The organism is Streptomyces sp. NPDC096311, from assembly GCF_044763085.1.
In the GTDB taxonomy this organism is placed as follows: Bacteria; Actinomycetota; Actinomycetes; order Streptomycetales; family Streptomycetaceae; genus Streptomyces.
On record NZ_JBIWFN010000030.1, the window covers coordinates 49,451 to 69,421 of the forward strand.

Annotated in this window: 17 protein-coding genes and 1 pseudogene; 7 read left to right on the forward strand and 11 right to left on the reverse strand. The window is 68.0% G+C overall.

The window, feature by feature from the left end; all coding sequences use genetic code 11:
• The first annotated feature begins 11 nt into the window (after positions 1-11).
• Both ACIRA5_RS47560 and ACIRA5_RS47565 read left to right on the forward strand, forming a co-directional pair.
• Entirely contained in the window at positions 12-827 is an 816-nt protein-coding gene (locus tag ACIRA5_RS47560; RefSeq protein ID WP_403703079.1) for an SDR family NAD(P)-dependent oxidoreductase, read from the forward strand.
• A gap of 153 nt (positions 828-980) precedes the next feature.
• Entirely contained in the window at positions 981-2,438 is a 1,458-nt protein-coding gene (locus ACIRA5_RS47565; RefSeq protein ID WP_403703082.1) for an MFS transporter, read from the forward strand.
• 354 nt (positions 2,439-2,792) lie between these two features.
• Here ACIRA5_RS47565 and ACIRA5_RS47570 read toward each other — a convergent pair whose 3' ends face one another.
• The 3 genes from ACIRA5_RS47570 to ACIRA5_RS47580 form a co-directional block, all read right to left on the reverse strand.
• Positions 2,793-3,773 carry an ATP-binding SpoIIE family protein phosphatase gene (locus ACIRA5_RS47570; protein ID WP_403703085.1) on the reverse strand — a complete coding sequence of 327 codons (981 nt, stop codon included), beginning with the start codon at positions 3,771-3,773 and terminating at the stop codon, positions 2,793-2,795.
• Entirely contained in the window at positions 3,770-5,155 is a 1,386-nt protein-coding gene (locus ACIRA5_RS47575) for a PAS domain-containing protein (protein WP_403703087.1), read from the reverse strand. The genes ACIRA5_RS47570 and ACIRA5_RS47575 overlap by 4 nt, the downstream gene beginning before the upstream one ends.
• A 508-nt stretch (positions 5,156-5,663) precedes the next feature.
• Positions 5,664-6,059, reverse strand: a complete 396-nt coding sequence (locus tag ACIRA5_RS47580) for a VOC family protein (RefSeq protein WP_403703090.1) — start codon at positions 6,057-6,059, stop codon at positions 5,664-5,666.
• A gap of 183 nt (positions 6,060-6,242) precedes the next feature.
• On the opposite strand from ACIRA5_RS47580, the gene ACIRA5_RS47585 reads away from it, so the two are divergent.
• On the forward strand, positions 6,243-7,067 hold the full coding sequence (locus tag ACIRA5_RS47585) for a transposase family protein (protein WP_403703093.1): 825 nt from the start codon (positions 6,243-6,245) through the stop codon (positions 7,065-7,067).
• A gap of 45 nt (positions 7,068-7,112) precedes the next feature.
• On the opposite strand, the gene ACIRA5_RS47590 is transcribed toward ACIRA5_RS47585, so the two are convergent.
• From ACIRA5_RS47590 to ACIRA5_RS47610, 5 genes are all read right to left on the reverse strand, one after another.
• Positions 7,113-8,885, reverse strand: a complete 1,773-nt coding sequence (locus tag ACIRA5_RS47590; RefSeq protein WP_403703307.1) for an acetyl/propionyl/methylcrotonyl-CoA carboxylase subunit alpha — start codon at positions 8,883-8,885, stop codon at positions 7,113-7,115.
• Complete coding sequence (locus tag ACIRA5_RS47595) at positions 8,882-9,346, reverse strand: cobalamin B12-binding domain-containing protein (RefSeq protein WP_403703095.1); 465 nt, start codon at positions 9,344-9,346, stop codon at positions 8,882-8,884. Before ACIRA5_RS47595 ends, ACIRA5_RS47590 begins: the two co-directional genes overlap by 4 nt.
• A 116-nt stretch (positions 9,347-9,462) precedes the next feature.
• On the reverse strand, positions 9,463-9,672 hold the full coding sequence (locus ACIRA5_RS47600; protein WP_403703098.1) for an acyl-CoA carboxylase subunit epsilon: 210 nt from the start codon (positions 9,670-9,672) through the stop codon (positions 9,463-9,465).
• Between the two features lie 8 nt (positions 9,673-9,680).
• Complete coding sequence (locus ACIRA5_RS47605) at positions 9,681-11,264, reverse strand: acyl-CoA carboxylase subunit beta (protein WP_403703101.1); 1,584 nt, start codon at positions 11,262-11,264, stop codon at positions 9,681-9,683.
• 104 nt (positions 11,265-11,368) lie between these two features.
• Complete coding sequence (locus ACIRA5_RS47610; protein WP_403703104.1) at positions 11,369-12,955, reverse strand: methylmalonyl-CoA mutase; 1,587 nt, start codon at positions 12,953-12,955, stop codon at positions 11,369-11,371.
• A 100-nt stretch (positions 12,956-13,055) separates the two neighbouring features.
• On the opposite strand from ACIRA5_RS47610, the gene ACIRA5_RS47615 reads away from it, so the two are divergent.
• Entirely contained in the window at positions 13,056-13,769 is a 714-nt protein-coding gene (locus tag ACIRA5_RS47615) for a TetR/AcrR family transcriptional regulator (protein ID WP_403703107.1), read from the forward strand.
• A 1,075-nt stretch (positions 13,770-14,844) separates the two neighbouring features.
• Here the strand turns inward: ACIRA5_RS47615 and ACIRA5_RS47620 are convergent.
• On the reverse strand, positions 14,845-15,453 hold the full coding sequence (locus ACIRA5_RS47620; protein WP_403703110.1) for a TetR/AcrR family transcriptional regulator: 609 nt from the start codon (positions 15,451-15,453) through the stop codon (positions 14,845-14,847).
• Positions 15,454-15,621: 168 nt separating this feature from the next.
• On the opposite strand from ACIRA5_RS47620, the gene ACIRA5_RS47625 reads away from it, so the two are divergent.
• Positions 15,622-16,554, forward strand: a complete 933-nt coding sequence (locus ACIRA5_RS47625; protein ID WP_403703113.1) for an SDR family NAD(P)-dependent oxidoreductase — start codon at positions 15,622-15,624, stop codon at positions 16,552-16,554.
• A gap of 46 nt (positions 16,555-16,600) precedes the next feature.
• On the opposite strand, the pseudogene ACIRA5_RS47630 reads toward ACIRA5_RS47625, so the two are convergent.
• Positions 16,601-17,455 (reverse strand): annotated as a pseudogene (locus tag ACIRA5_RS47630) (IS5 family transposase).
• Positions 17,456-17,571: 116 nt separating this feature from the next.
• Here ACIRA5_RS47630 and ACIRA5_RS47635 point away from each other — a divergent pair.
• A complete protein-coding gene (locus tag ACIRA5_RS47635; RefSeq protein ID WP_403703116.1) occupies positions 17,572-17,967 on the forward strand; it encodes a hypothetical protein in 396 nt (131 codons plus the stop codon).
• 73 nt (positions 17,968-18,040) lie between these two features.
• Positions 18,041-19,435: a recombinase family protein gene (locus tag ACIRA5_RS47640; RefSeq protein ID WP_403703310.1), complete on the forward strand. Its 1,395-nt coding sequence runs from the start codon at positions 18,041-18,043 to the stop codon at positions 19,433-19,435.
• A gap of 245 nt (positions 19,436-19,680) precedes the next feature.
• On the opposite strand, the gene ACIRA5_RS47645 is transcribed toward ACIRA5_RS47640, so the two are convergent.
• Positions 19,681-19,830 carry a hypothetical protein gene (locus ACIRA5_RS47645; protein WP_351836617.1) on the reverse strand — a complete coding sequence of 50 codons (150 nt, stop codon included), beginning with the start codon at positions 19,828-19,830 and terminating at the stop codon, positions 19,681-19,683.
• Positions 19,831-19,971 lie beyond the last annotated feature (141 nt).

Below are 19,971 nucleotides of genomic sequence, written 5' to 3' on the forward strand. Positions count from 1 at the left end.
GGAGAAAGTGCATGAGCGATGAGACCAGCGGCCCCGCGAAACCCACTCCGAGCCGGGCACCGGGCCGCCTCGCAGGCAAACGCGTACTGATCACCGGCACCGCGGGCGGCCAAGGACACGCCGCCCAGCGTCTGTTCGCCGCCGAAGGCGCGCGCATCGCCGGATGCGATCTGCAGCCCGGCGGCGCCGAGACGAGCGCGGACGAGCTGATCCGTCAGGGCTACGACGTCACCGGCACCACCGTCGACCTGCGGGACGAATCGGCGGCCCGCGCCTGGGTGGAGGACAGCGCTGCGCGACTCGGCGGCATCGACGTCCTCTACAACAACGCGGCCGGGTTCGGCTTCGCTCCTTTCGGCGAGATGACGTTCGCCCTGTGGCGGCACGTCCTGAGCGCGGAACTGGACCTCGTCTTCACCGTTACCAACGCCGCATGGAAACCCCTGGTTGACGGCGGCGGTTCCCTCATCAACGTCGGTTCCATATCCGCCATCCGCGGCATCGCACCTCTGGGGCAGGCAGCGCACGCCGCGGCCAAGGGAGCGGTCATCTCCCTGACCCGCACACTGGCGGCCGAGGGAGCAGCCGTCGGTATCCGCGCGAACGCGATCTCGCCCGGATTCGTCGATTCCCCGGCCGCCCAGGAGGCCGCCAAGGAACACGGCACCGAGATGCGTGACTACATGGTGGACCTGCACCTGCTCCGACGCCCGGGCAGCGGCACCGACACGGCCGCGATGGCGCTCTACCTGGCCTCGGACGAGTCGGCATGGGTCACCGGCCAGAACTTCGTCATCGACGGCGGCTGGAGCGCGGGCTTCCGCTGATCCCGCCACTCCTCCCGCAGACCGCCCCATCTCGAGGGCCCATCGACCTGCCGCGTTGAGCGACAGCGGCCGCGCGGAGTCCAGGCGGCGTTCGCGCACGGCACTTCTCGACACCGAACCGCGCCCAAAGAGGCGCGCGGAAGGAGAATCCTCATGGACCAAAGACCCGAGCGAGGGCTCGGCTACTACATCCTGATCATCTTTCTGGTGGAACTCGTCGTGGAAACCGCGACGCTGTCCGTGAGTATGGTCTACCCGGCGCTTCCGCTGATGGCCGGAGCCCTGCACACCACCGACATCGCCTGGATCATCACCATCGTCCTGCTGGTGTCCGGGGCACTGTTCCCCCTGGGAGGCAAACTCGCAGACCGTTTCGGTGAGCGCCGCATGCTCACGGTACTCGTCGGCGGCTTCGCGGCGGGCTCGCTGATCTGCGCGCTGTCGGACTCCTTCACGCTCACCCTGGTGGGGCGGGCGTTGCAGGCCGGCGCGATCCTGCTGTCGCCGATCGCGTGGGCGCTGTTCCGTTCGATCCTCCCGTCCCGCCTCGTGCCGATCGCCGTCAGCGTGGTCGCCACCGGCTTCGGCGTCGGCATCGTCGCCGGTCCGCTGCTGAGCGGTGCGCTGACCGACCACTTCGGGTACCACAGCCTGTTCTGGTTTATGTTCGGCTACGCGATCCTGGCGGCCGCCGTCTCGATCCCGCTGCTGCCGGCGACGCCACCGCGGTTCGGCGGTAGCCTCGACCTGGCCGGCGCAGCCTTGCTCGTGGTGGCCATCGGCGCGGCTCTGCTGGCCCTGAGCGAGGGCGGCATCTGGGGCTGGACCAGCGCGCGCACCGTGGGCTCGGCCGCCTGCTTCGTGGTCGCAACGGCCGCGTTCATCGCGGTCGAACTCCGTAGCCGCGAACCTCTCATGGACCTCGGCCTGCTGCGCGGCCGCGCCTTCAGCATCACCATGCTCGTCGTGATCGTCGGCGGCTTCCCCAACGCGGTCTTCCCCTTCCTGGTGCCGCAGATGCTGGAATCCCCGCACGCCCCCGGGGCGACCTACGCCTTCGGGCTCAGCCTCGTGCAGGTCGGGTTGGTGACCATGCCCAACGGCCTGGCCGCGATGGCCGCCGGTCCGCTGGGCGGCTGGCTGAGTCGCCGCAATTCGCCGCGCCTGGTCATGCTGCTCGGTCTGCTGTTCACCGCCCTCAGCATGCTTCTGCTGGCCTTGTTCCACACCCACCTGTACGAGTACGCGCTGGCGTCCGGGGTACTGGGTGTCGGGTTCGGGTTCTTCTTCGCCGCGACGTCCAACCTCGTCATGGCCGCGACCCCGCGGTCCTCGGTGGGCGTGGCCTCCGGGATGGCGTTCACCGCCCAGGGCGTGACCAACGCCGTGTCCACCACGGTGGCCGCCACCGTCCTCTCACACCACGTGCTGTCGGTCTCCGCCGGCGGCGTGATGTTCACCGAGCGGGGATACGAGCTCGGGTTCTGGATCGCGGGGGCCTGCTCGCTGGCGGCGGCGGTCGTCGCGTTCGCAATGCGCCACGGACGTCGGCCCGTCGGCCAGGACACGGCAGTGGAAGTCGGTCCGACGCCTGCCGAGCAGCCCGCCTGAGCAACTCGGGCAGCAGGGGGCGGGTGGGTGTTCGGGCCCGCCCGTCCCCACTGCGGCACGCAAAGATGTTGGTTCAGTGAGATGTTTCCTCACGGGGCTGATGCTCCAAACGGCCCGCGACCAGGTCATCCAAGCCGCAGGCGTAATCGCCGACGCTGCCGTCGACCTCGTCGGAACCATCGGACGGGCGGTCCTGAACCAGGCGATGACAGGCCGACTCCGCGTCCGTTCCCACGCCGTCAAGCGACCGCTGTCCCATTAGACGTACGAGAGCCTGCGGGTGGACTGCCGCACCCAGCGGTGATCGCCTCGGCGCCGCGCAGCACTGCCAGTTCCAGCAAGCAAGCGACCCTTTCACCGCGTCGGCAGTAGCTGCTCTGCCCAGATCGTCTTGCCTGCTCGGGTGTAGCGCGTGCCCCAGCGCTGAGTCAGTTCCGCGACCATGAACAGGCCGCGGCCGCCCTCGTCGCTCAGCCGGGCCCTGCGTAGGTGCGGGCTGGTGCTGCTGCCGTCCGAGACTTCGCAGACCAGCGTCTCGTTCCTGATGAGGCGCAGGCGGATCAGTGCGACGGCGTGCCGGATGGCGTTGGTGACCAGCTCACTGACGACGAGTTCCGTGACGAAGGCGGCATCTTCCAGTCCCCAGGCAGTGAGCCGCACCGAGGCGTGCCGGCGGCCCTCGGCCACGGCCGCAGGATCGACGGGAACGTCCCAGGAGGCGACGCGGTCCTCGCCGAAGAGGCGAGGCCGGGCCAGCAGCAGGGTGCTGTCATCGATTCCGGGGGTAGGGCTCAGCGTCCGCAAGACGGTGTCGCACAGCGCGTCGAGTGAGGACGCAGGGCTGGCCAAGTGGCGGCGGAGCACATCCGTCCTTTCATCGACGTCTCCCGCGGCGAGCAGGCCATTGGTGTACAGGGCGAGCAGACTCCCCTCGGGCACGGTCACCTCGGCTGCCTCGAAGGGCAGGCTGCCCAGCCCCAATGGCGGCCCAGCGGGCAAGGCGACGACGTTGCTGGTTCCGTCCGGGCGAACGAGGACCGGTGCCGGGTGGCCGGCGCGAGCCAGGGAGCAGACGCCGGAGACCGGGTCATAGACCGCGTACAGGCAGGTGGCCCCCACGTCGCCGGGGATCTCATCGCTCGTGTCGCTCCGCTCGGCCTCGGCATGGGTCACGATGTCATCGAGGTGAGTGAGGAGTTCGTCCGGAGGCAGGTCGATGTCGGCAAGGGTGCGCACCGCGGTCCGAAGCCGACCCATGGTGGCAGAGGCGGCAATGCCATGGCCGACGACATCACCGACGACCAAGCCGACTCGTGCTCCGGGCAGCGGAATCACGTCGAACCAGCCCCGCCCACCTGCGCATCACCGCCTGCAGGCAGATACCTGGCGGCCGTCTCCGCAGCCGGGTGAGGGACCGGCCCTTGCGGCAGCAACGCACGCTGCAGCGCCAGAGCGACGCCACGTTCACGGGTGAACCGGCGCGCATTGTCGAGGCAGACCGCGACCCGCGTGATCAAGTCCTCGGTGATGGCCAGATCGTCGGCTGTAAAAGGCTCCCGGTGCGGCGCGCACCGGAGAAACAGGGCCGCTCCCAGGACGGTGTCGCGGGCCTGAACCGGTACCGCGATCAGTGAGTGCATCCCGCACTCACGGGCCTGCGCCGCGTGGTCCGGGTCGTCGGCGAACCAGCGAGCGACCGCGGGATCACCGACGTGATGGAGCTCTGCGCGTCCGGTGGCCAGACACCGGGCGATGGGCGATGAGGCGGGATGGCGGCTCGACTCGCCCGGCTCGGGATGCTTCCAGGACCCCGGGTACGCCACCCCGATAGCTGCACGACGCAGCAGGACGGGACCTGGCATGGCGGGAACAGGCAGGTCACCACGCAGGACGGCATCCAACAAGTCGACGCAGACGACATCGGCGAAGGGGGGCACCGTCACCTCGGTGAGCTCGCGAGCGGTTCCGGCCACGTCCAGGCTGGTGCCGATGCGGGTGCGAGCCTCGCCCAGCAGCGCCAGCCGCTCCCGGGAGTCGTACTGCTCGGAATAGTCGTACGCCGACACAGCCGCAGCGTGCACCCGGCCGGACGCGTCCTTGAGAGGAAAGATGTCCATGGCCCAGCCATGCGCTCTCGACTCGCCCGGCAGTCGGAGGAAGTGCTCAATGAACTCCGGCTTCCCAGTTTCGAGAACCCGCTGAATGCGGTGTTCGGTGTCCCTGTACATGGCGCCTTGGACGACTTCGGTGATGAGCCGGCCGCGCGTCTGCTCCCGGGAGAAGCCTGTGACGCGCGTCAGCGTCTCGTTCGCGTCGAGCTGACGTGCATCCCGGCCGTAGATCGAGAGAGCGAAGGGGGGCTGGTCGAACGCCCACTGCTTGAGCGACTCCGGCCCGCCCATATCCGGCGGTGGGACAGGCAGAGCCATCACCAGGACACCGGCTTCCCGCCCGTTCTGCGACAAGGGAACCGCGTGCACCTGAGTGTCCAACGGATGGCCGTCCCGATGCCGGGGAACGCTCCCCGCCTCAGTGAACAGATCAGCCAATGGTCTGCCCACGATTTCCTCCGGAGCGTGCCCCCACAGCGCCTGCGCGCCTTCGCTCCAGTGGGTGATCCGGCCATCGGCATCAGCAATCGAGACAGCGACAGCCTCATCGAGGACGGTGCCGGGCAGCAGCGGAAATCGCTGCCCCGGCGGCTCGTGAGACTTCATCGTCGTGTCCTGACCGGCTCTCCTACCGCACTGCGGATATGTTCACGATCCTCTGCCGCATGCTCCAATAGCAAGCTGGAACCGTCGCGCGGCGCACGAGGGAGTGCGCGCACGTCTGACCTGTACGCTCGGCCAACGCTGGACGTAATAGGAGGCCAGGCTGCCCCCGCCGACGGCCGGGACCGATCCAGTGACGATCGCGACCGGGTCGCTCCTGGCGAAGCCGGTGCATGCGCTGCCCTCTCCGGTGCGCCCGGGGCGCCCCGACGGCAGCGGAGCGCCCGAGCCGTCCAGAACATCATTCAGCTGCTCGGCCGGGCGACGCAGACGGCGTCGAGCCGTGTGAGCCCAGCTCGACGGCCGGGGCCCTGGCAAGGCCGACCGCACCGTGCAGACCGGCTACGTAGCGTGCGGTTTTACTGCCATGGCCGAGCGGAAGCGCCAGTGAGGTCTTCTCAGCAACGTAGCGGTTGCGGTGTGTGACGGGGCGCGGGTGCCCGCTCGCGGCCTAGGTCTGCGGTGCCAGGGTGCGTAGGACGTCGAACTCGTTGCCCTCGGGGTCTGCCATGACCGCCCAGTTTCGGTCTAGGCCCTGGCCCACGTCCGTCTTGGTGGCGCCGAGGCCGAGCAATCTGGTCACCTCGTCCTCCGTGCTGCCGTCGATCGGGCTGACATCGAGGTGAAGCCTGTTCTTCACAGTCTTGTCCTCGGGCACCTGGATGAACACCAAGGTGGGCGGCATCTGGCGGCCCCGAACATCCTCGATGGTCGGCATCCAGGAGCCGATCTCGACCTTGCCCTCGCTCCGGTCGATCACCTTGAAGTTCAGGACCTCGCACCAGAAGGCCGCGAGCCTCTCCGGATCGTGGCAGTCAACAACCAACTCGGTGAACCTACTTGTCATGACTCTCCCAGATAGTGCGGACGGGACTCAGATTATTGGCCCGTGCCGCCCGTCCGACAGATCCGCGATCTTCCTGGCCGGCCAGGCCGTCAGACGGGCTTGATCCGGCATCAGATACGCGAGAAGCCCCTGGTAGGAACAGGTCTGCGAAGATCACGTTCCGGAACCCAGAGGCTTCACGCGTTGACCAGTATCACCTACACCGCAACACTCGGCGTCGGCAGGGAGACCGCCGAGACTCTCGCCCAACTCTTGCGCGAGCACCGCGAACGGCTCGGCACCCGCAGGGGAACCCGCGCTCTGGGCGTCTTCAAGCAGGGTGTCCTGGTGCTGCGGTGGTTCGTCGACGGGACCCGGCTGGCCCAACTCGCCCGGGACAACGGGGTTTCGGTGCCCACCGCGTACCGCTACTTGCACGAAGGGCTGACCGTGCTCGCCGACCACGCCCCGGATCTGTCCACCGCGCTGGAACGGGCGGCGGCCGTCGGCTACACCCATCTCAACCTGGACGGCACCGTCATCCGTACTGACCGCGTCGCCGCCCCCGGCCCCAACGGCGCCGACCTCTGGTGGTCCGGGAAGCACAAGCACCACGGTGGCAACGTCCAGGTCGTCTCCGCCCCCGACGGCTGGCCGATCTGGGTCTCCCCGGTCCGCCCCGGCCGCGAGCACGACACCACCTGCGCCCGCACCCACGGCCTGGTCGACGCCCTCAACCGGCTCGCATCCACTCTGGATATTCCGACCCTGACCGACCTCGGCTACGAGAACGCCGGCGACGGCTTCCGTCACCCGGTCAAGAAGCCCAAGGGCAGCGAACTCGACGTCGAGCAGCAGGCGTTCAACTCGGTCATCCGAGGCGTCCATGCGGTCGCCGAGCGGGCCAACGCCCTGCTCAAGGTCACCTTCAAGGCCCTGCGCTGGGTCAGCCTCGACCCCAGCGGCATCACCCGGATCGCCCGAGCCGCCCTCGTCCTGCTCCAACTGGAACACGGCCGCACCGCCTGACCGAAGATCACGAACCGTCACGAACCGTTACCGAGAAAGATTCAGTCAGTCCTTGATCTCGCAGATCGCGGCGCCGGAGCTGATGGACGCGCCGACGTCGGCGGACAGGCCCTTGATGGTGCCGGACCGGTGCGCGTTCAGCGGCTGTTCCATCTTCATCGCCTCGAGTACGACGACGAGGTCGCCCTCCTTGACCTCCTGGCCCTCCTCGACGGCGACCTTGACGATCGTGCCCTGCATGGGCGAGGCGAGGGTGTCGCCGGAGGCGACCGGGCCGGACTTCTTGGCGGCGCGGCGCTTGGGCTTGGCGCCGGCGGCGAGGCCGGTGCGGGCCAGGGACATGCCCAGGGAGGAGGGGAGGGAGACCTCGAGGCGCTTGCCGCCGACCTCGACGACGATCGTCTCGCGGTCCGAGTCATCCTCGGCCTCGGCGTCGGCCGGGGCGGCGAAGGGCTTGATCTCGTTGACGAACTCGGTCTCGATCCAGCGGGTGTGGACCGTGAAGGGGTCCTGGCTGCCGGTGAGTTCGGGGGCGAACGCCGGGTCCTTGACGACCGCGCGGTGGAACGGGATGGCGGTGGCCATGCCCTCGACCTGGAACTCCTCCAGGGCGCGGGCCGCGCGCTGCAGGGCCTGGGCGCGGGTGGCACCGGTGACGATCAGCTTGGCGAGCAGGGAGTCCCAGGCCGGGCCGATGACCGAGCCGGACTCGACGCCCGCGTCCAGGCGGACGCCGGGGCCGGACGGCGGCGCGAACGTGGTGACCGTGCCGGGGGCCGGGAGGAAGCCCCGGCCCGGGTCCTCGCCGTTGATGCGGAACTCGAGGGAGTGGCCGCGCAGGGCGGGGTCGCCGTAGCCGAGTTCCTCGCCGTCGGCGATGCGGAACATCTCGCGCACCAGGTCGATGCCGGCGACTTCCTCGGTGACCGGGTGCTCGACCTGCAGGCGGGTGTTGACCTCCAGGAAGGAGATCGTGCCGTCGGCTCCGACGAGGAACTCCACGGTGCCGGCGCCGACGTAGCCGGCTTCCTTGAGGATCGCCTTGGACGAGGAGTACAGCTCCTCGACCTGCGCGTCCGACAGGAACGGCGCCGGGGCCTCCTCGACCAGCTTCTGGTGGCGGCGCTGCAGCGAGCAGTCGCGGGTGGAGACGACGACGACGTTGCCGTGGGTGTCGGCCAGGCACTGGGTCTCGACGTGGCGGGGCTTGTCGAGGTAGCGCTCGACGAAGCACTCGCCGCGGCCGAAGGCGGCCACGGCCTCGCGGACCGCGGACTCGTAGAGCTCGGGGACCTCTTCGAGGGTGCGGGCGACCTTCAGGCCGCGTCCGCCGCCGCCGAAGGCGGCCTTGATCGCGATCGGCAGGCCGTGCTCCTCGGCGAAGGCGACGACCTCGTCGGCGCCGTTCACCGGGTCGGGCGTGCCGGCCACGAGCGGGGCGCCGGCGCGTTGGGCGATGTGCCGGGCGGCGACCTTGTCACCGAGGTCGCGGATGGCCTGCGGTGGCGGGCCGATCCAGATCAGCCCGGCGTCCAGGACGGCCTGCGCGAAGTCGGCGTTCTCGGACAGGAAGCCGTATCCGGGGTGGATGGCGTCCGCGCCGGACTCGCGCGCCGCGTTCAGGACCTTGGTGATGTCCAGGTAACTGGTCGCCGGGGTGTCACCGCCCAGGGCGAAAGCCTCTTCCGCGGCGCGGACATGCAGAGCGTCGCGGTCCGGGTCCGCGTAGACGGCCACGCTCGCGATCCCGGCATCCCGGCAGGCCCGGGCCACGCGGACAGCGATTTCGCCACGGTTGGCGATGAGCACTTTGGTCAGCACGTCGCCTCCAGCTTTTCGGTGGAAGTGACGCTGAGCTGGTGGACGGTCTCGACTATGCCGCTGATGTCCGCGCCGGGAGTGAAGACGGCGTGGACCCCCATGGCCCTGAGCTTCTCGATGTCGGCATCGGGGATGATGCCGCCCACCATGATGCGGGTGTCGCCCGCGTCCTGGTGGGTAAGAAGCTCGATCACCTTTTCCACGATCGTCAGATGGGCGCCTGAAAGCACGGAGAGTCCCAGGAGAGGCGCGTCCTCAGCGAGGACAGTGGCCACGATCTGCTCGGGAGTCTGGTGCAGACCTGTGTAGATAACTTCGTACCCTGCGTCGCGAAGGGCCCTTGCAATCACTTTCGCGCCGCGGTCGTGACCGTCGAGCCCGGGCTTGGCGATTACTACGCGGGCTCGCGGCGCCGGTGTCGCATCGGCGTGATGCGTCCACGGTTGCAGAGCGTTCATGGTCTCTCCGAGTTGACGGTCCGTTGCTTGGTACGTGCGACTTGCTGATGTCCTGACGCGTCCACGCGGCGGAGCCACGTGCGGCGGTATCCCCAATGGCCCTGGGCTTGCAATGGCTAGCTGGGCCAGTAGGTGCGGGTCCATGCCGTCGGGCCCGGCTGGGGCAGGCGGTGGCTTGCGATGCGGGCCGGGTCCGACCAGGAGTCCCTGTCTCGTGTCGCGCCCGGCGGGATGGAGGCCTCCGCCGCGGCGCGGGCTCTGACCACCGCCAGGGCGGCAGCCAGTTCCTCCGGGGTCGGGTTGCCCCGTACGACCTTGATCGTCACAACGACTCCTAGAGGGGGATGTTGCCGTGCTTCTTCGGGGGCAGGGATTCCCGCTTGGTACGCAGCTGACGCAGGCCGCGTACGACGTGCCGGCGGGTGTCGGACGGCATGATCACCGAGTCGATGTAGCCGCGCTCGGCCGCGATGTAGGGGTTGAGGAGGGCGTCCTCGTACTCCTGGATCAGGCGGGCGCGGGTCGCCTTCAGGTCGCCGGCGGTCTCCGCCTCCGCGATGGTGCGGCGGTGCAGGATGTTGACCGCGCCCTGGGCGCCCATGACGGCGATCTGGGCGGTGGGCCAGGCGAGGTTGATGTCCGCGCCGAGGTGCTTGGAGCCCATGACGTCGTAGGCGCCGCCGAAGGCCTTGCGGGTGATGACCGTGATGAGGGGGACGGTCGCCTCGGCGTAGGCGTAGATGAGCTTGGCGCCGCGGCGGATGATGCCGGTGTGCTCCTGGTCGACGCCCGGCAGGAAGCCCGGCACGTCGACGAAGGTGATGACCGGGATGTTGAAGGCGTCGCAGGTGCGCACGAAGCGTGCGGCCTTTTCGGAGGCGTCGATGTCGAGGCAACCCGCGAACTGCATCGGCTGGTTGGCGACGATGCCGACCGGGTGCCCCTCCACGCGGCCGAAGCCGGTGAGGATGTTCGGGGCGAACAGCGGCTGCGTCTCGAAGAACTCGGCGTCGTCCAGGATGTGTTCGATCACCGTGTGCATGTCGTACGGCTGGTTCGCGCTGTCCGGCACGATCGTGTCCAGCTCGAGGTCCTCGGCGGTGACCGTCAGGTCGGCCTCCTCCGGGAAGACCGGGGCCTCGGAGAGGTTGTTGGACGGCAGGTACGACAGCAGCTGCTTGACGTACTCGATGGCGTCCTTCTCGTCGCCGGCCATGTGATGGGCGACGCCGGAGGTCGAGTTGTGGGTGCGTGCGCCGCCCAGCTCCTCGAAGCGGACGTCCTCGCCGGTGACCGTCTTGATGACGTCGGGGCCGGTGATGAACATGTGCGAGGTCTGGTCGACCATGACCGTGAAGTCGGTGATCGCGGGGGAGTAGACGGCTCCGCCCGCGCAGGGGCCGACGACCAGGCTGATCTGCGGGATGACGCCGGACGCGTGGGTGTTGCGGCGGAAGATCTCGCCGTAGGCGCCGAGAGAGGCGACGCCCTCCTGGATGCGGGCGCCGCCGGAGTCGTTGATGCCGATGACCGGGCAGCCGGTCTTCAGCGCGAAGTCCATGACCTTGACGATCTTCTGGCCGTAGACCTCGCCCAGGGCGCCGCCGAAGACGGTGAAGTCCTGGGAGAAGACGGCGATCGGGCGGCCGTCGACCGTGCCGTAGCCGGACACGACGCCGTCGCCGTAGGGGCGGTTGTTCTCCATGCCGAAGTTGGTGGAGCGGTGGCGGGCGAACTCGTCCAGCTCGACGAAGGAGCCCTCGTCGAGGAGGAGGTCGATCCGCTCACGGGCCGTCAACTTGCCCTTGGCGTGCTGCTTTTCGACGGCACGTGCGGAGCCGGCGTGCGTCGCCTCGTCAATACGACGCTGGAGATCCGCGAGCTTGCCCGCGGTGGTGCGAATGTCGATGGTGGTCACTGATCGCTCGCTTGCCCGAGCGCCCTGCTCGTCTCGTGGGAGAGAGCCATGGAAGTCCTCCGGAATCGCTGCGGCGTTCCCCGGTGTGGGGGGCTGCGTGCGGGTCAGAACGTGTCGCTGGGGACGTAGACGCCCCAGACGTCGCGCAGGGCGTGGGAAACCTCGCCCACCGTGGCGCGAAGCTGCAGCGCCTCCCGCATCGGGACCAAGACGTTGTCGGTGCCCCGTGCGGCGGCCCGCAGGGTGTCGAGAGCACGCTCGACGGCGTCGTTGTCGCGCTCCCGCCTGAGCTCGGCGAGGCGTTCGCGCTGGTCGAGCTCGATCTGGGGATCGACCCGCAATGGTTCGTAGGGTTCCTCCTCTTCGAGGACGAACTTGTTCACCCCGACGACGGTGCGCTCATTGCCGTCGATCTCCAGCGCCACCCGGTACGCGGACTTCTCGATCTCCGACTTCTGAAAGCCCTGCTCGATGGCGGCGACCGCGCCGCCCCGGTCCTCGACGGCCTGCATCAATTCGACGGCTGCCGCCTCAATGTCATCGGTCATCGACTCCATGACGTAGGACCCGGCGAAGGGGTCGACGGTGCGGGTCACGTCGGTCTCGTAGGCGATGATCTGCTGGGTGCGCAGGGCGAGCCGTGCTGCCTTCTGTGTCGGCAGGGCGATGGCCTCGTCGTAGGAGTTGGTGTGGAGGGACTGAGTGCCGCCGAGCACGGCGCCTAGGCCCTGCAGGGCCACTCGGACGAGGTTGACCTCGGGCTGCTGCGCTGTCAGCTGCACACCGGCGGTCTGGGTGTGAAAGCGGAGCATCTGTGACTTGGGGTTCTTGGCGCCGAATTCGTCGCGCATGATGCGGGCCCAGATGCGGCGGGCGGCGCGGAATTTCGCGATCTCTTCCAGCAGGGTGGTCCGGGCGACGAAGAAGAAGGACAGGCGTGGCGCGAAGTCGTCGACGTCCAGGCCTGCTGCGATCGCAGTGCGCACGTACTCCCGGGCGTTGGCGAGGGTGAAAGCGATCTCCTGGACGGGGCTCGCTCCCGCCTCGGCCATGTGATAGCCGGAGATGGAGATCGTGTTCCAGCGCGGGATCTCCCTGTGGCAGTAGGCGAAGATGTCGCTGATCAGCCGCAGGGACTGCTTCGGCGGGAAGATGTAGGTGCCGCGGGCGATGTACTCCTTGAGCACATCGTTCTGGATCGTGCCGGTCAGCTGATCTCCTGTGACGCCCTGCTCGGCCCCGACCAGCTGGTACAGCAGGAGCAGCGTCGATGCGGGGGCGTTGATCGTCATCGAGGTCGACACCTTGTCCAGCGGCAGGCCCTGGAACAAGGTGCGCATGTCCTCGATCGAGTCGATCGCCACGCCGACCTTGCCGACCTCGCCCCGTGCGATGGCCTCGTCGGAGTCGTAGCCCATCTGCGTCGGCAGGTCGAAGGCCACGCTCAGGCCACCGGTCCCGGCACTGACCAGCTCGTGGTAGCGCTCGTTCGACTCCTTCGCCGTGCCGAATCCGGCGTACTGCCGCATCGTCCACGGCCGGCCGGTGTACATCGACGGATACACACCGCGGGTGAACGGAAACCCGCCGGGCGAGCCCAGCTTGGCGTCCGCGTCGAACCCCTCCAGTGCTGACGGCTCGTACAGCGGCTGAATTGGCAGAGCGGACTCGCTGTATGCCACGGAATCCACGCCGAACCTCCAGTGGTACTCGATATCGCAGTAACGGTACTCAGTACCGTTACGGGGGGCAAATAGTCTCAACCCCCGAGACGCGGAAAGATGGGCAGACATGAGCAAGCCATCCGTGCGCATCCGACTCGCAGACGCCGCCTTCGCCCTCTTCGACGAGCGCGGATACGAACAGACCACCGTTGATGACATCGCAGCGAGGGCCGGCGTCGGGCGTACGACCTTCTTCCGCCACTACCGCTCCAAGGAAGACGTGATCTTCCCTGACCACGACAGGCTGCTCGCCCTCATCAAGGAACGCCTGGCAGGCTCGAGCCAGGGCACCGCTCTGGTCGCGGTCTCCGATGCGGTCCGCCTGGTCTTGCTTCACTACCTCGACGAGGGAGACCTCGCGCGCCGACGTTACGCGCTCACCAGCAAGGTCGATGCACTTCGCGACCGGGAGATCGTGAGCGTCGCCCGGTATCAGCGGCTGTTCCGCGAGTTCATCGCTGACTGGATGGGCGATCCGACGAAGTCCGCGTCTCTCAGGGCCGAACTCATGGCGGCGGCTGTGGTCGCGGCCCACAATCACGTCCTACGCCGCTGGCTCCGGGGGGAGGCTCCCGATCCGGTCGCAGAGGTAGACGAAGCGATGCAAGAGGTGCTGGCGCTCTTCCCTGGGCCGCAGTCATCCCGGGCAACGGGTGGGTGCGGCACGACCGTTGTCGCGTTCCGCACTGAACAGGACCTGGATGCATTGCTTCCCGGACTGAGGCGCCTTGTCGAAGACGGAAGGAGCCCAAGGATCGAGGCGGACTCAGGGCGCGGATGAGATGCGGCCTGGTGGGCGCTGCATGCGGCTGATGTCCAAGAGGTGCATCAGCTTCTCCCTCGAGGTCGTCCTCGGTCGCGACGCTCGCCGTTGGAGGCCTCTTTCGAGCCTGGCGGCGGACCGGGCCATAGGCTCCGTCACCCTCCAGCCGCCTCGGGATGACGAGGTCGCCGTAGTGCTCACACGGTGCCGGGCGAATCTGGTGGCGCTGGCCACGGTGTGCAACGCGCATACAGGGGGATCAGTCTTCGGCCAGTTGTAACGGCCAGGGCGCCGGTTCGACGGCGCCATCTCCTACACCACGGTCCGGAGCGTCACCGGCCGGTGCGGGGCAGCCAGTGGGAGCAGCGGCCTGGGCACCACGTCCGGGCCGCCTACCGCGAGGCGATGGCGCGCCACGGCGTGGCGGACCTGGCCCGCGCCCGGGTCCTGGCGGCGAGCTCGGAGCGCTCTGGGGCCTCTTTGGATCGGCCCAGCACCAGTGTGGTGCGGGCGACGGCGCGCATCGGACCAGGCGCGTGGTGGCGACGATGTGCGGCGAACGGCCGGCGAATGGGTCGTCCGGTGGCGTGGCCGGGTCGAACCAGTCGCCGAACTGGAAACCTGCCACACCCGACGAGTTCACCCGCCACTCCTGCAGTTGGCCGCGGTCAGGCGCTTCAGATACGCCAGGCCGCAGAATCGTCGACCTGGATCGAGGCGGTCGGCATCAGCGGGTTGCCCGATCTTGTCGGCTTCGCCAAGGAATGGGCCACCGGCCTGGACGCGGTTACTGCCGTTTGCGCCACCGACTGGAGCTCAGGCGTCGTCGAAGGTCGCGATCACTTCCAAGATGTTGAAATGGCAGATGTTCAACAGAGCCGGACCCCCTCCACGGGGGAACGCATCTCTGCTCGTCGCTGCCTCCCGGCGCTCACACACGCGAGCGGCTGTGGCCAGGCGCATATCGCTTCAGGCGTGCGGCGCGCACCTGAGGGTGTGCCGTCGGCAGCGTCTCCGGCGCCCATAAAATTTGCCAGCCAATCACTCGTCTATCACTATGGTCTGCATGGGACCAGTTCGGCTGCCAGTCGCCCTAAGCCCGACAGACGCGCGCGATGAGCGCTTCCCAACTGCTGCCCAGGCGCTCGACATGTCGGTCGATGTCGGTCTTTTCCGGTGTCGCCAGGTAAAGCAGCAGCGGAGCTTCAAGGGCGGCGGCGAGTTGGACTGCGAGAGTGCCGAGGTCTCGGATGTCTGGCTGCGCTTGTCTCAACAGCATGCGAATGTGGGTCTGGGAGATGCTCGCCTCGCCGACCGGGGCGGGCTGATTGCGGTCCAGTGCGGCCCGGGCGATCGTGAGATGGGTCATCAGGAAAGCGATGCGGGCGCGGCCGTATGCGACCAGTCGCTCGACGGGCTCGGCGCCAGGTCCGAGCGGCGGAGGGCCGGACAGCACGCTCTCCTGGAAAGCACGCTCGTCGTCGTCCAGGATCGCGTGGAAGATACCGGCGCGGGTGCCGAACCGTCGAAAGACGGTCCCCTTGCCGAGGCCGGACAGCTCGGCCAGTCCGTCCATGGTCACCTTGTCGACTCCGGACTCGGCAATCACCTTCCGGGCCGTGCTCAGCAGCTGCCGGCGATTGCGCACCGCGTCCGCGCGCTCCGTGCGCGGCTTGCCGAGGGGGATCAGGACTCTTTCCACGCAGCACAGCGTACGGCACAAATGTCTAAGCGGGGTAGAGTCCGTTATCTGTTATGGTCGACCAAGTAAATACCGCCTTCGGTGCGCCCCCAGTCGACCGCGGAGGCCGCAGCCCCGGTGGCGGCCGACAGCAACCCGGACGCACGCACATAGAACGGATCCCCCCTCGTGAACGCATCAACGCACGCCGCTCCCAAGAAGCCCAAGCAGCGAATCAACGGAGTCCGCGACAAGAACCTCGTTGTGAACATGGCGCCGATCGATCGTCTCGACCTGAGTGGCAAGCGCCTCCTGGTCGTCGGCGGTACCAATGGCCTCGGCCGTGCCGTTGCCCAGCAAGCGCTGAAGAATGGCGCGCACGTGACGGTCGTCGGGCGCACCTTCCGGGACGCGCCGTCGGAGCGGCTTACGTTCGTGCGGGCCGATCTGTCGTCCCTGAGTGAGGCCGTCCGCCTGGGCGAGGATCTGGATGTCGAGTCCTTCGACGTCGCGTACTTCTCCCTCGGCATCCTCGCGGCGCCGGAGCGTGAGGAGACGCCCGAAGGTATCGAGCGTGACATGGCGATCAGCTATCTCAGCCGCTTCGCGGTTCTGAAGGGGATGCACTCCCGCCTCGGCGCGGCCCGTCCTGCGGGTGTGCCGCAGCCGCGCGTTTTCATCATGGGGGCGCCCGGCAACGGGATGACCGGAGACCCCGAGGACTTCAACTCTGAGAAGAACTACAAGCCGATGAAGGCGCACGCCAACACCGTGGTCGGCAACGAGGCCCTGGCGCTCGTCGGCGCCGAACGGCTCCCCGGTCCCGCGTACTTCGGCTTGAACCCCGGCTTCATCAAGACCGGTATCCGGTCGAACTACCTGGGTGAGGGCAGCTTCAAGCACCGCTTCGCCGAGGGGCTGGTCGGCCTGTTCGGGCAGTCGCCGGAGGACTACGGGCGCCGGATGGTGCCGCTGCTGTTCACGGAGGACCTGGAGGGGCGGACGAGCGTCATGTTCAACAGCAAGGCCCAGCCGATCCTCCCGACCGAAGGGCTTGAAGGGGCCTACGCGGACCGTTACCTGGAGGCGTCGGAAGCTCTCCTCCAGCGCGCCCTGAGCTGATCTTGTGGCTGGCCTGGACTAAGAGGTCGCGCCGATAGGCGTGTGCTCATGGACGACGGTGCGGGCGTGCGTCCCAGCGGTGGGTCGTCCAAGCCTGGCGGATCAGGCTGCGTACGGTGATGACGGCGTCGGCGAGGTCGAAGAAGGCGTCGATGACGGTGGCCCGGCGTTCGTAGCAGCGGGCAAGGCGGTGGAAGGCGTTCTGCCAGGCATGGGTGCGCTCCACGTGCCACCTCTGACTTGCCTGGATCGGCGCCTTCTCGCCTTTGTGCGCGATCCGGCCGTGCAGGCCGCGTTCGTCGAGCAAGGCGCGGGTCTTGTCGAGTCGTAGCCGGCATCCAGATGAACGGTGATGTCGTCGGGTAACGGTCCCAGGTCGTCCAGGCGGTCCAGGGTCGGGGCGAGCAGCGGGGAGTCGTGGCGGTTGGCTCCAGCCAGGACGCGGCCCAGTGGAATGCCGTAACCGTCCGTCATAACCGTCCGTCATGCCTGAGCGTTTCAGGCCCTGTTTGCCGCGGTCGATCGGGGAACGCCCGGTCACCTCGCCGCCGCCGGGGGCTTTGGTGATCGAGCCGTCGACGGCGATCTGGTCGAGGACGAGGCCGACGATCCGGTCGTAGGACTCCAGCGCGATCTGCTTGAACCTGGCGAAGACGCCGAGCCGGATCCACTCGTTGCGGCGGTTACGGATCGTGGTGGCCGAGCAGGTCGTGTCGGCGATCGCCTGGTAGGAGCAGCCGAAGCGCAGGAGCTGCAGCATCTTGTCGAAGATGATCCGGTCGCTGATGCGTGGGCGGTGGCAGCCCAGCGGATGGTCCGGGTGGTACTCCGGCCGTTCGGGCAGCAGGGCCGCGAATTGGCCCCAGAGTGGTTCGGTCAGCCATGATGGCAGCACAGGCACAGGTCTCCTCAGTGATCACAGAGCGTCGCAACTCCATGATCGCCAGGACCTGTGCCTGTCTTGCTGCCGGGGTACCAGCACCGCGCCTATCTGCCCGACCTTTTAATCGCTCGAACGTGAACCTCGTCAATACGCAGGGGCGGGGAGTGGAGCGGCTGACGACCACCGGTGTCGTCGTGGACGGTGTCGAGTACAAGGCCGACTGCGTCATTTTTGCCACCGGCATCGCGGTCAGCGCGGGCCGCAGCCGCATCGGCCAGTTCGCCGTGCCCGGACGCGATGGCCAGTTGCTGTCGGACAAGTGGGCTGGAGGCGAGCGATCCCTGCACGGGATCATGACCGCCGGCTTCCCGAACCTGTTCATGATCGGCGACATCGCACAGTCGGCCTTCACCTTCGCCTTTTCGTACCTGATCAATGAGCCGGCGAAGCACGTGTCGACGATCATCAGGCGCTGCCTCGACGACCGTTCTGTCTCCCTCATTGGTGCACGTCGAGTCACCAGGTCGTGATCAAGGAACACGCAGTTCAGAGGGCATTCGCACCCGTGCTTCAATGTATGACCCCGTTTAGTAAGGGTGCGTCATACGAGCGCATCAGCAAGGCGGATGCCGGCGACGAAGACGGTGTCATCCGTCAAGGCGAGGACACCGCAGAGTTGGCCGAACGGCGCGAAATCCCCCTCCAGGGGCGCCGCTTCCGAGACAACGACAAGTCGGCCACCCACGGCAAACACCGCCCCAGTACGAGCTCCTCATGGCTGCCGTACAGCGCGGCGAAGTCGACGTCATCATCGTCTACATGCTCGGCCGGCTAGGCCGGCTCTGGCGGAACCGGCGCGAACGGGCCGAGGGAATCGAGATCCTCCGCAAGCACGAGGTGTCCGTGCTGTGCGTCAAGGGCCCCGAGTTGGACCTCACGACGGCCGCCGGCCGCCTCCTCGCCGGCCTCCTCGGCGAGGTCGACACGTTCGAGGTCGAGCAGATGTCGGAGCGGGAGCAGCGGGAGATGCGCCAGCGCGTCGAGCGCGGCCTGCCGCCGACCGGGCCGCGCTGCTTCGGTTACACCGCAGACGGCACGGAGCTCGTCGAAGACGAGGCCGCCGAGGTCAAGGACTGCTTTCACGCGCTGCTCGCCGGAGCGACCCTCTCCGGCATGGCCGCCGACCTCAACAAGCGGGGCATCCTCAACCGCAACGGCAAACCCTGGTCACACAACGCCATCCGCGGCGTACTCCTGAACGAGCGCTACGCAGGGCTGCGTCAGTACCGCGGCGAGCTGCACCCGGGTAAGTGGCCGGTCATCGTGGACGAGGCCACATGGCGGGCGGCGAAGCACCTCCTTGAGGACGAGAGCCGGGCGACAAGCCCGGGACCGGGCCGGCGGTGGCTGCTGTCGGGGATCGCCCGGTGCGGTGTCTGCGACGACGGGACGACCGTGACGTCCGGGTCGCGAGGCGGCCCGAAAGGCACGCGGGGGCTCACGGCGCCGCTGTACCGGTGCCGGAAGACGAAGCACCTGGCGCGCGGTACGGAACCGATCGACCTCACCGTCGAGGAGTACGTGATCCGGCGCCTGTCGCGCCCCGACGCCGTCGATCTCCTCGTCGACGAGACCGCACCGAGGACGGAGGAGCTGCGAGCGAAAGCCGTTGCCCTGCGGTCCCGAATCAAGTCCCTGACCGACGAGTTCGCGGATGACGACGATGCGGACGCCGCCGAATTCAAGGCCGCTACCCGCAGGATCAAGGCCCGGCTGGCTGACGTCGAGGCGCAGATGGCGCACCCGCAGCGGACACGCATCCTGGTGGACATCGTCACCGCCGAAGATCCCACCAAGGCCTGGAAGGATCTGACGCTGGACCGGCAGCGCGCGGTGGTCACGACGCTGGCCACGGTAACGCTCCTGCCCGGCCGTCCGGGCAGGGCGACGTTCGATCCGCGATCGGTACAGATCGAGCCGCTCCAGGGGATGGGCTGACCCCGCGGGCGGAGCAGCCCGCGCAAAGGGTGCGTGTTCAACGCGCACCCTTACGGCGGACGCCGCTCGTTCCTGTGTGACCGTTGATTCGCAGGGGCCCACAGGTTGCCGATGGTCAGCTTCCGCCCGGACGGCTGGGCACCGACGGGAAGATCGGAGCGTTCAGACCAGTTCACGGCTACGTGGTCGTCACAGAGCAGGCTGTAGGTGCTGCTTGAGGAGTCACCGGCCTGGTGGGGGCGCTTCTAGGCGGCGATTGGCTTCGACTCGGTCGGCTTACGCCGGAGCAGGGCTTTCAGGCGGTCCCGCTGCTCGGGGGTGAGTGGGGGCGCCTGGTCGGCCAGTTCCTGGGCGTAGCGACGAATGTCGGCGATCTCCGCAGCGGTCAACGCCATCAGGCCACCTTCTGGAGCGCCACGCCGCAATCAGCGGAAGAGTCGTGCCCGAACATGTTGCCCGCCTTGTATAGAGTGAACCGAATGCCTATCGGCACTCTATTGAAACATTAGTCAGAATGCTACTCGATAGGCAGTTGA

Coding starts and splice junctions, on each gene's coding strand:
- ACIRA5_RS47615 (WP_403703107.1), top strand. CDS start 13,056: ATGAGCAAGCCATCCGTGCGCATCCGACTCGCAGACGCCGCCTTCGCC.
- ACIRA5_RS47560 (WP_403703079.1), top strand. CDS start 12: ATGAGCGATGAGACCAGCGGCCCCGCGAAACCCACTCCGAGCCGGGCA.
- ACIRA5_RS47580 (WP_403703090.1), bottom strand. CDS start 6,059: ATGACAAGTAGGTTCACCGAGTTGGTTGTTGACTGCCACGATCCGGAG.
- ACIRA5_RS47595 (WP_403703095.1), bottom strand. CDS start 9,346: ATGAACGCTCTGCAACCGTGGACGCATCACGCCGATGCGACACCGGCG.
- ACIRA5_RS47565 (WP_403703082.1), top strand. CDS start 981: ATGGACCAAAGACCCGAGCGAGGGCTCGGCTACTACATCCTGATCATC.
- ACIRA5_RS47575 (WP_403703087.1), bottom strand. CDS start 5,155: ATGAAGTCTCACGAGCCGCCGGGGCAGCGATTTCCGCTGCTGCCCGGC.
- ACIRA5_RS47645 (WP_351836617.1), bottom strand. CDS start 19,830: ATGGCGTTGACCGCTGCGGAGATCGCCGACATTCGTCGCTACGCCCAG.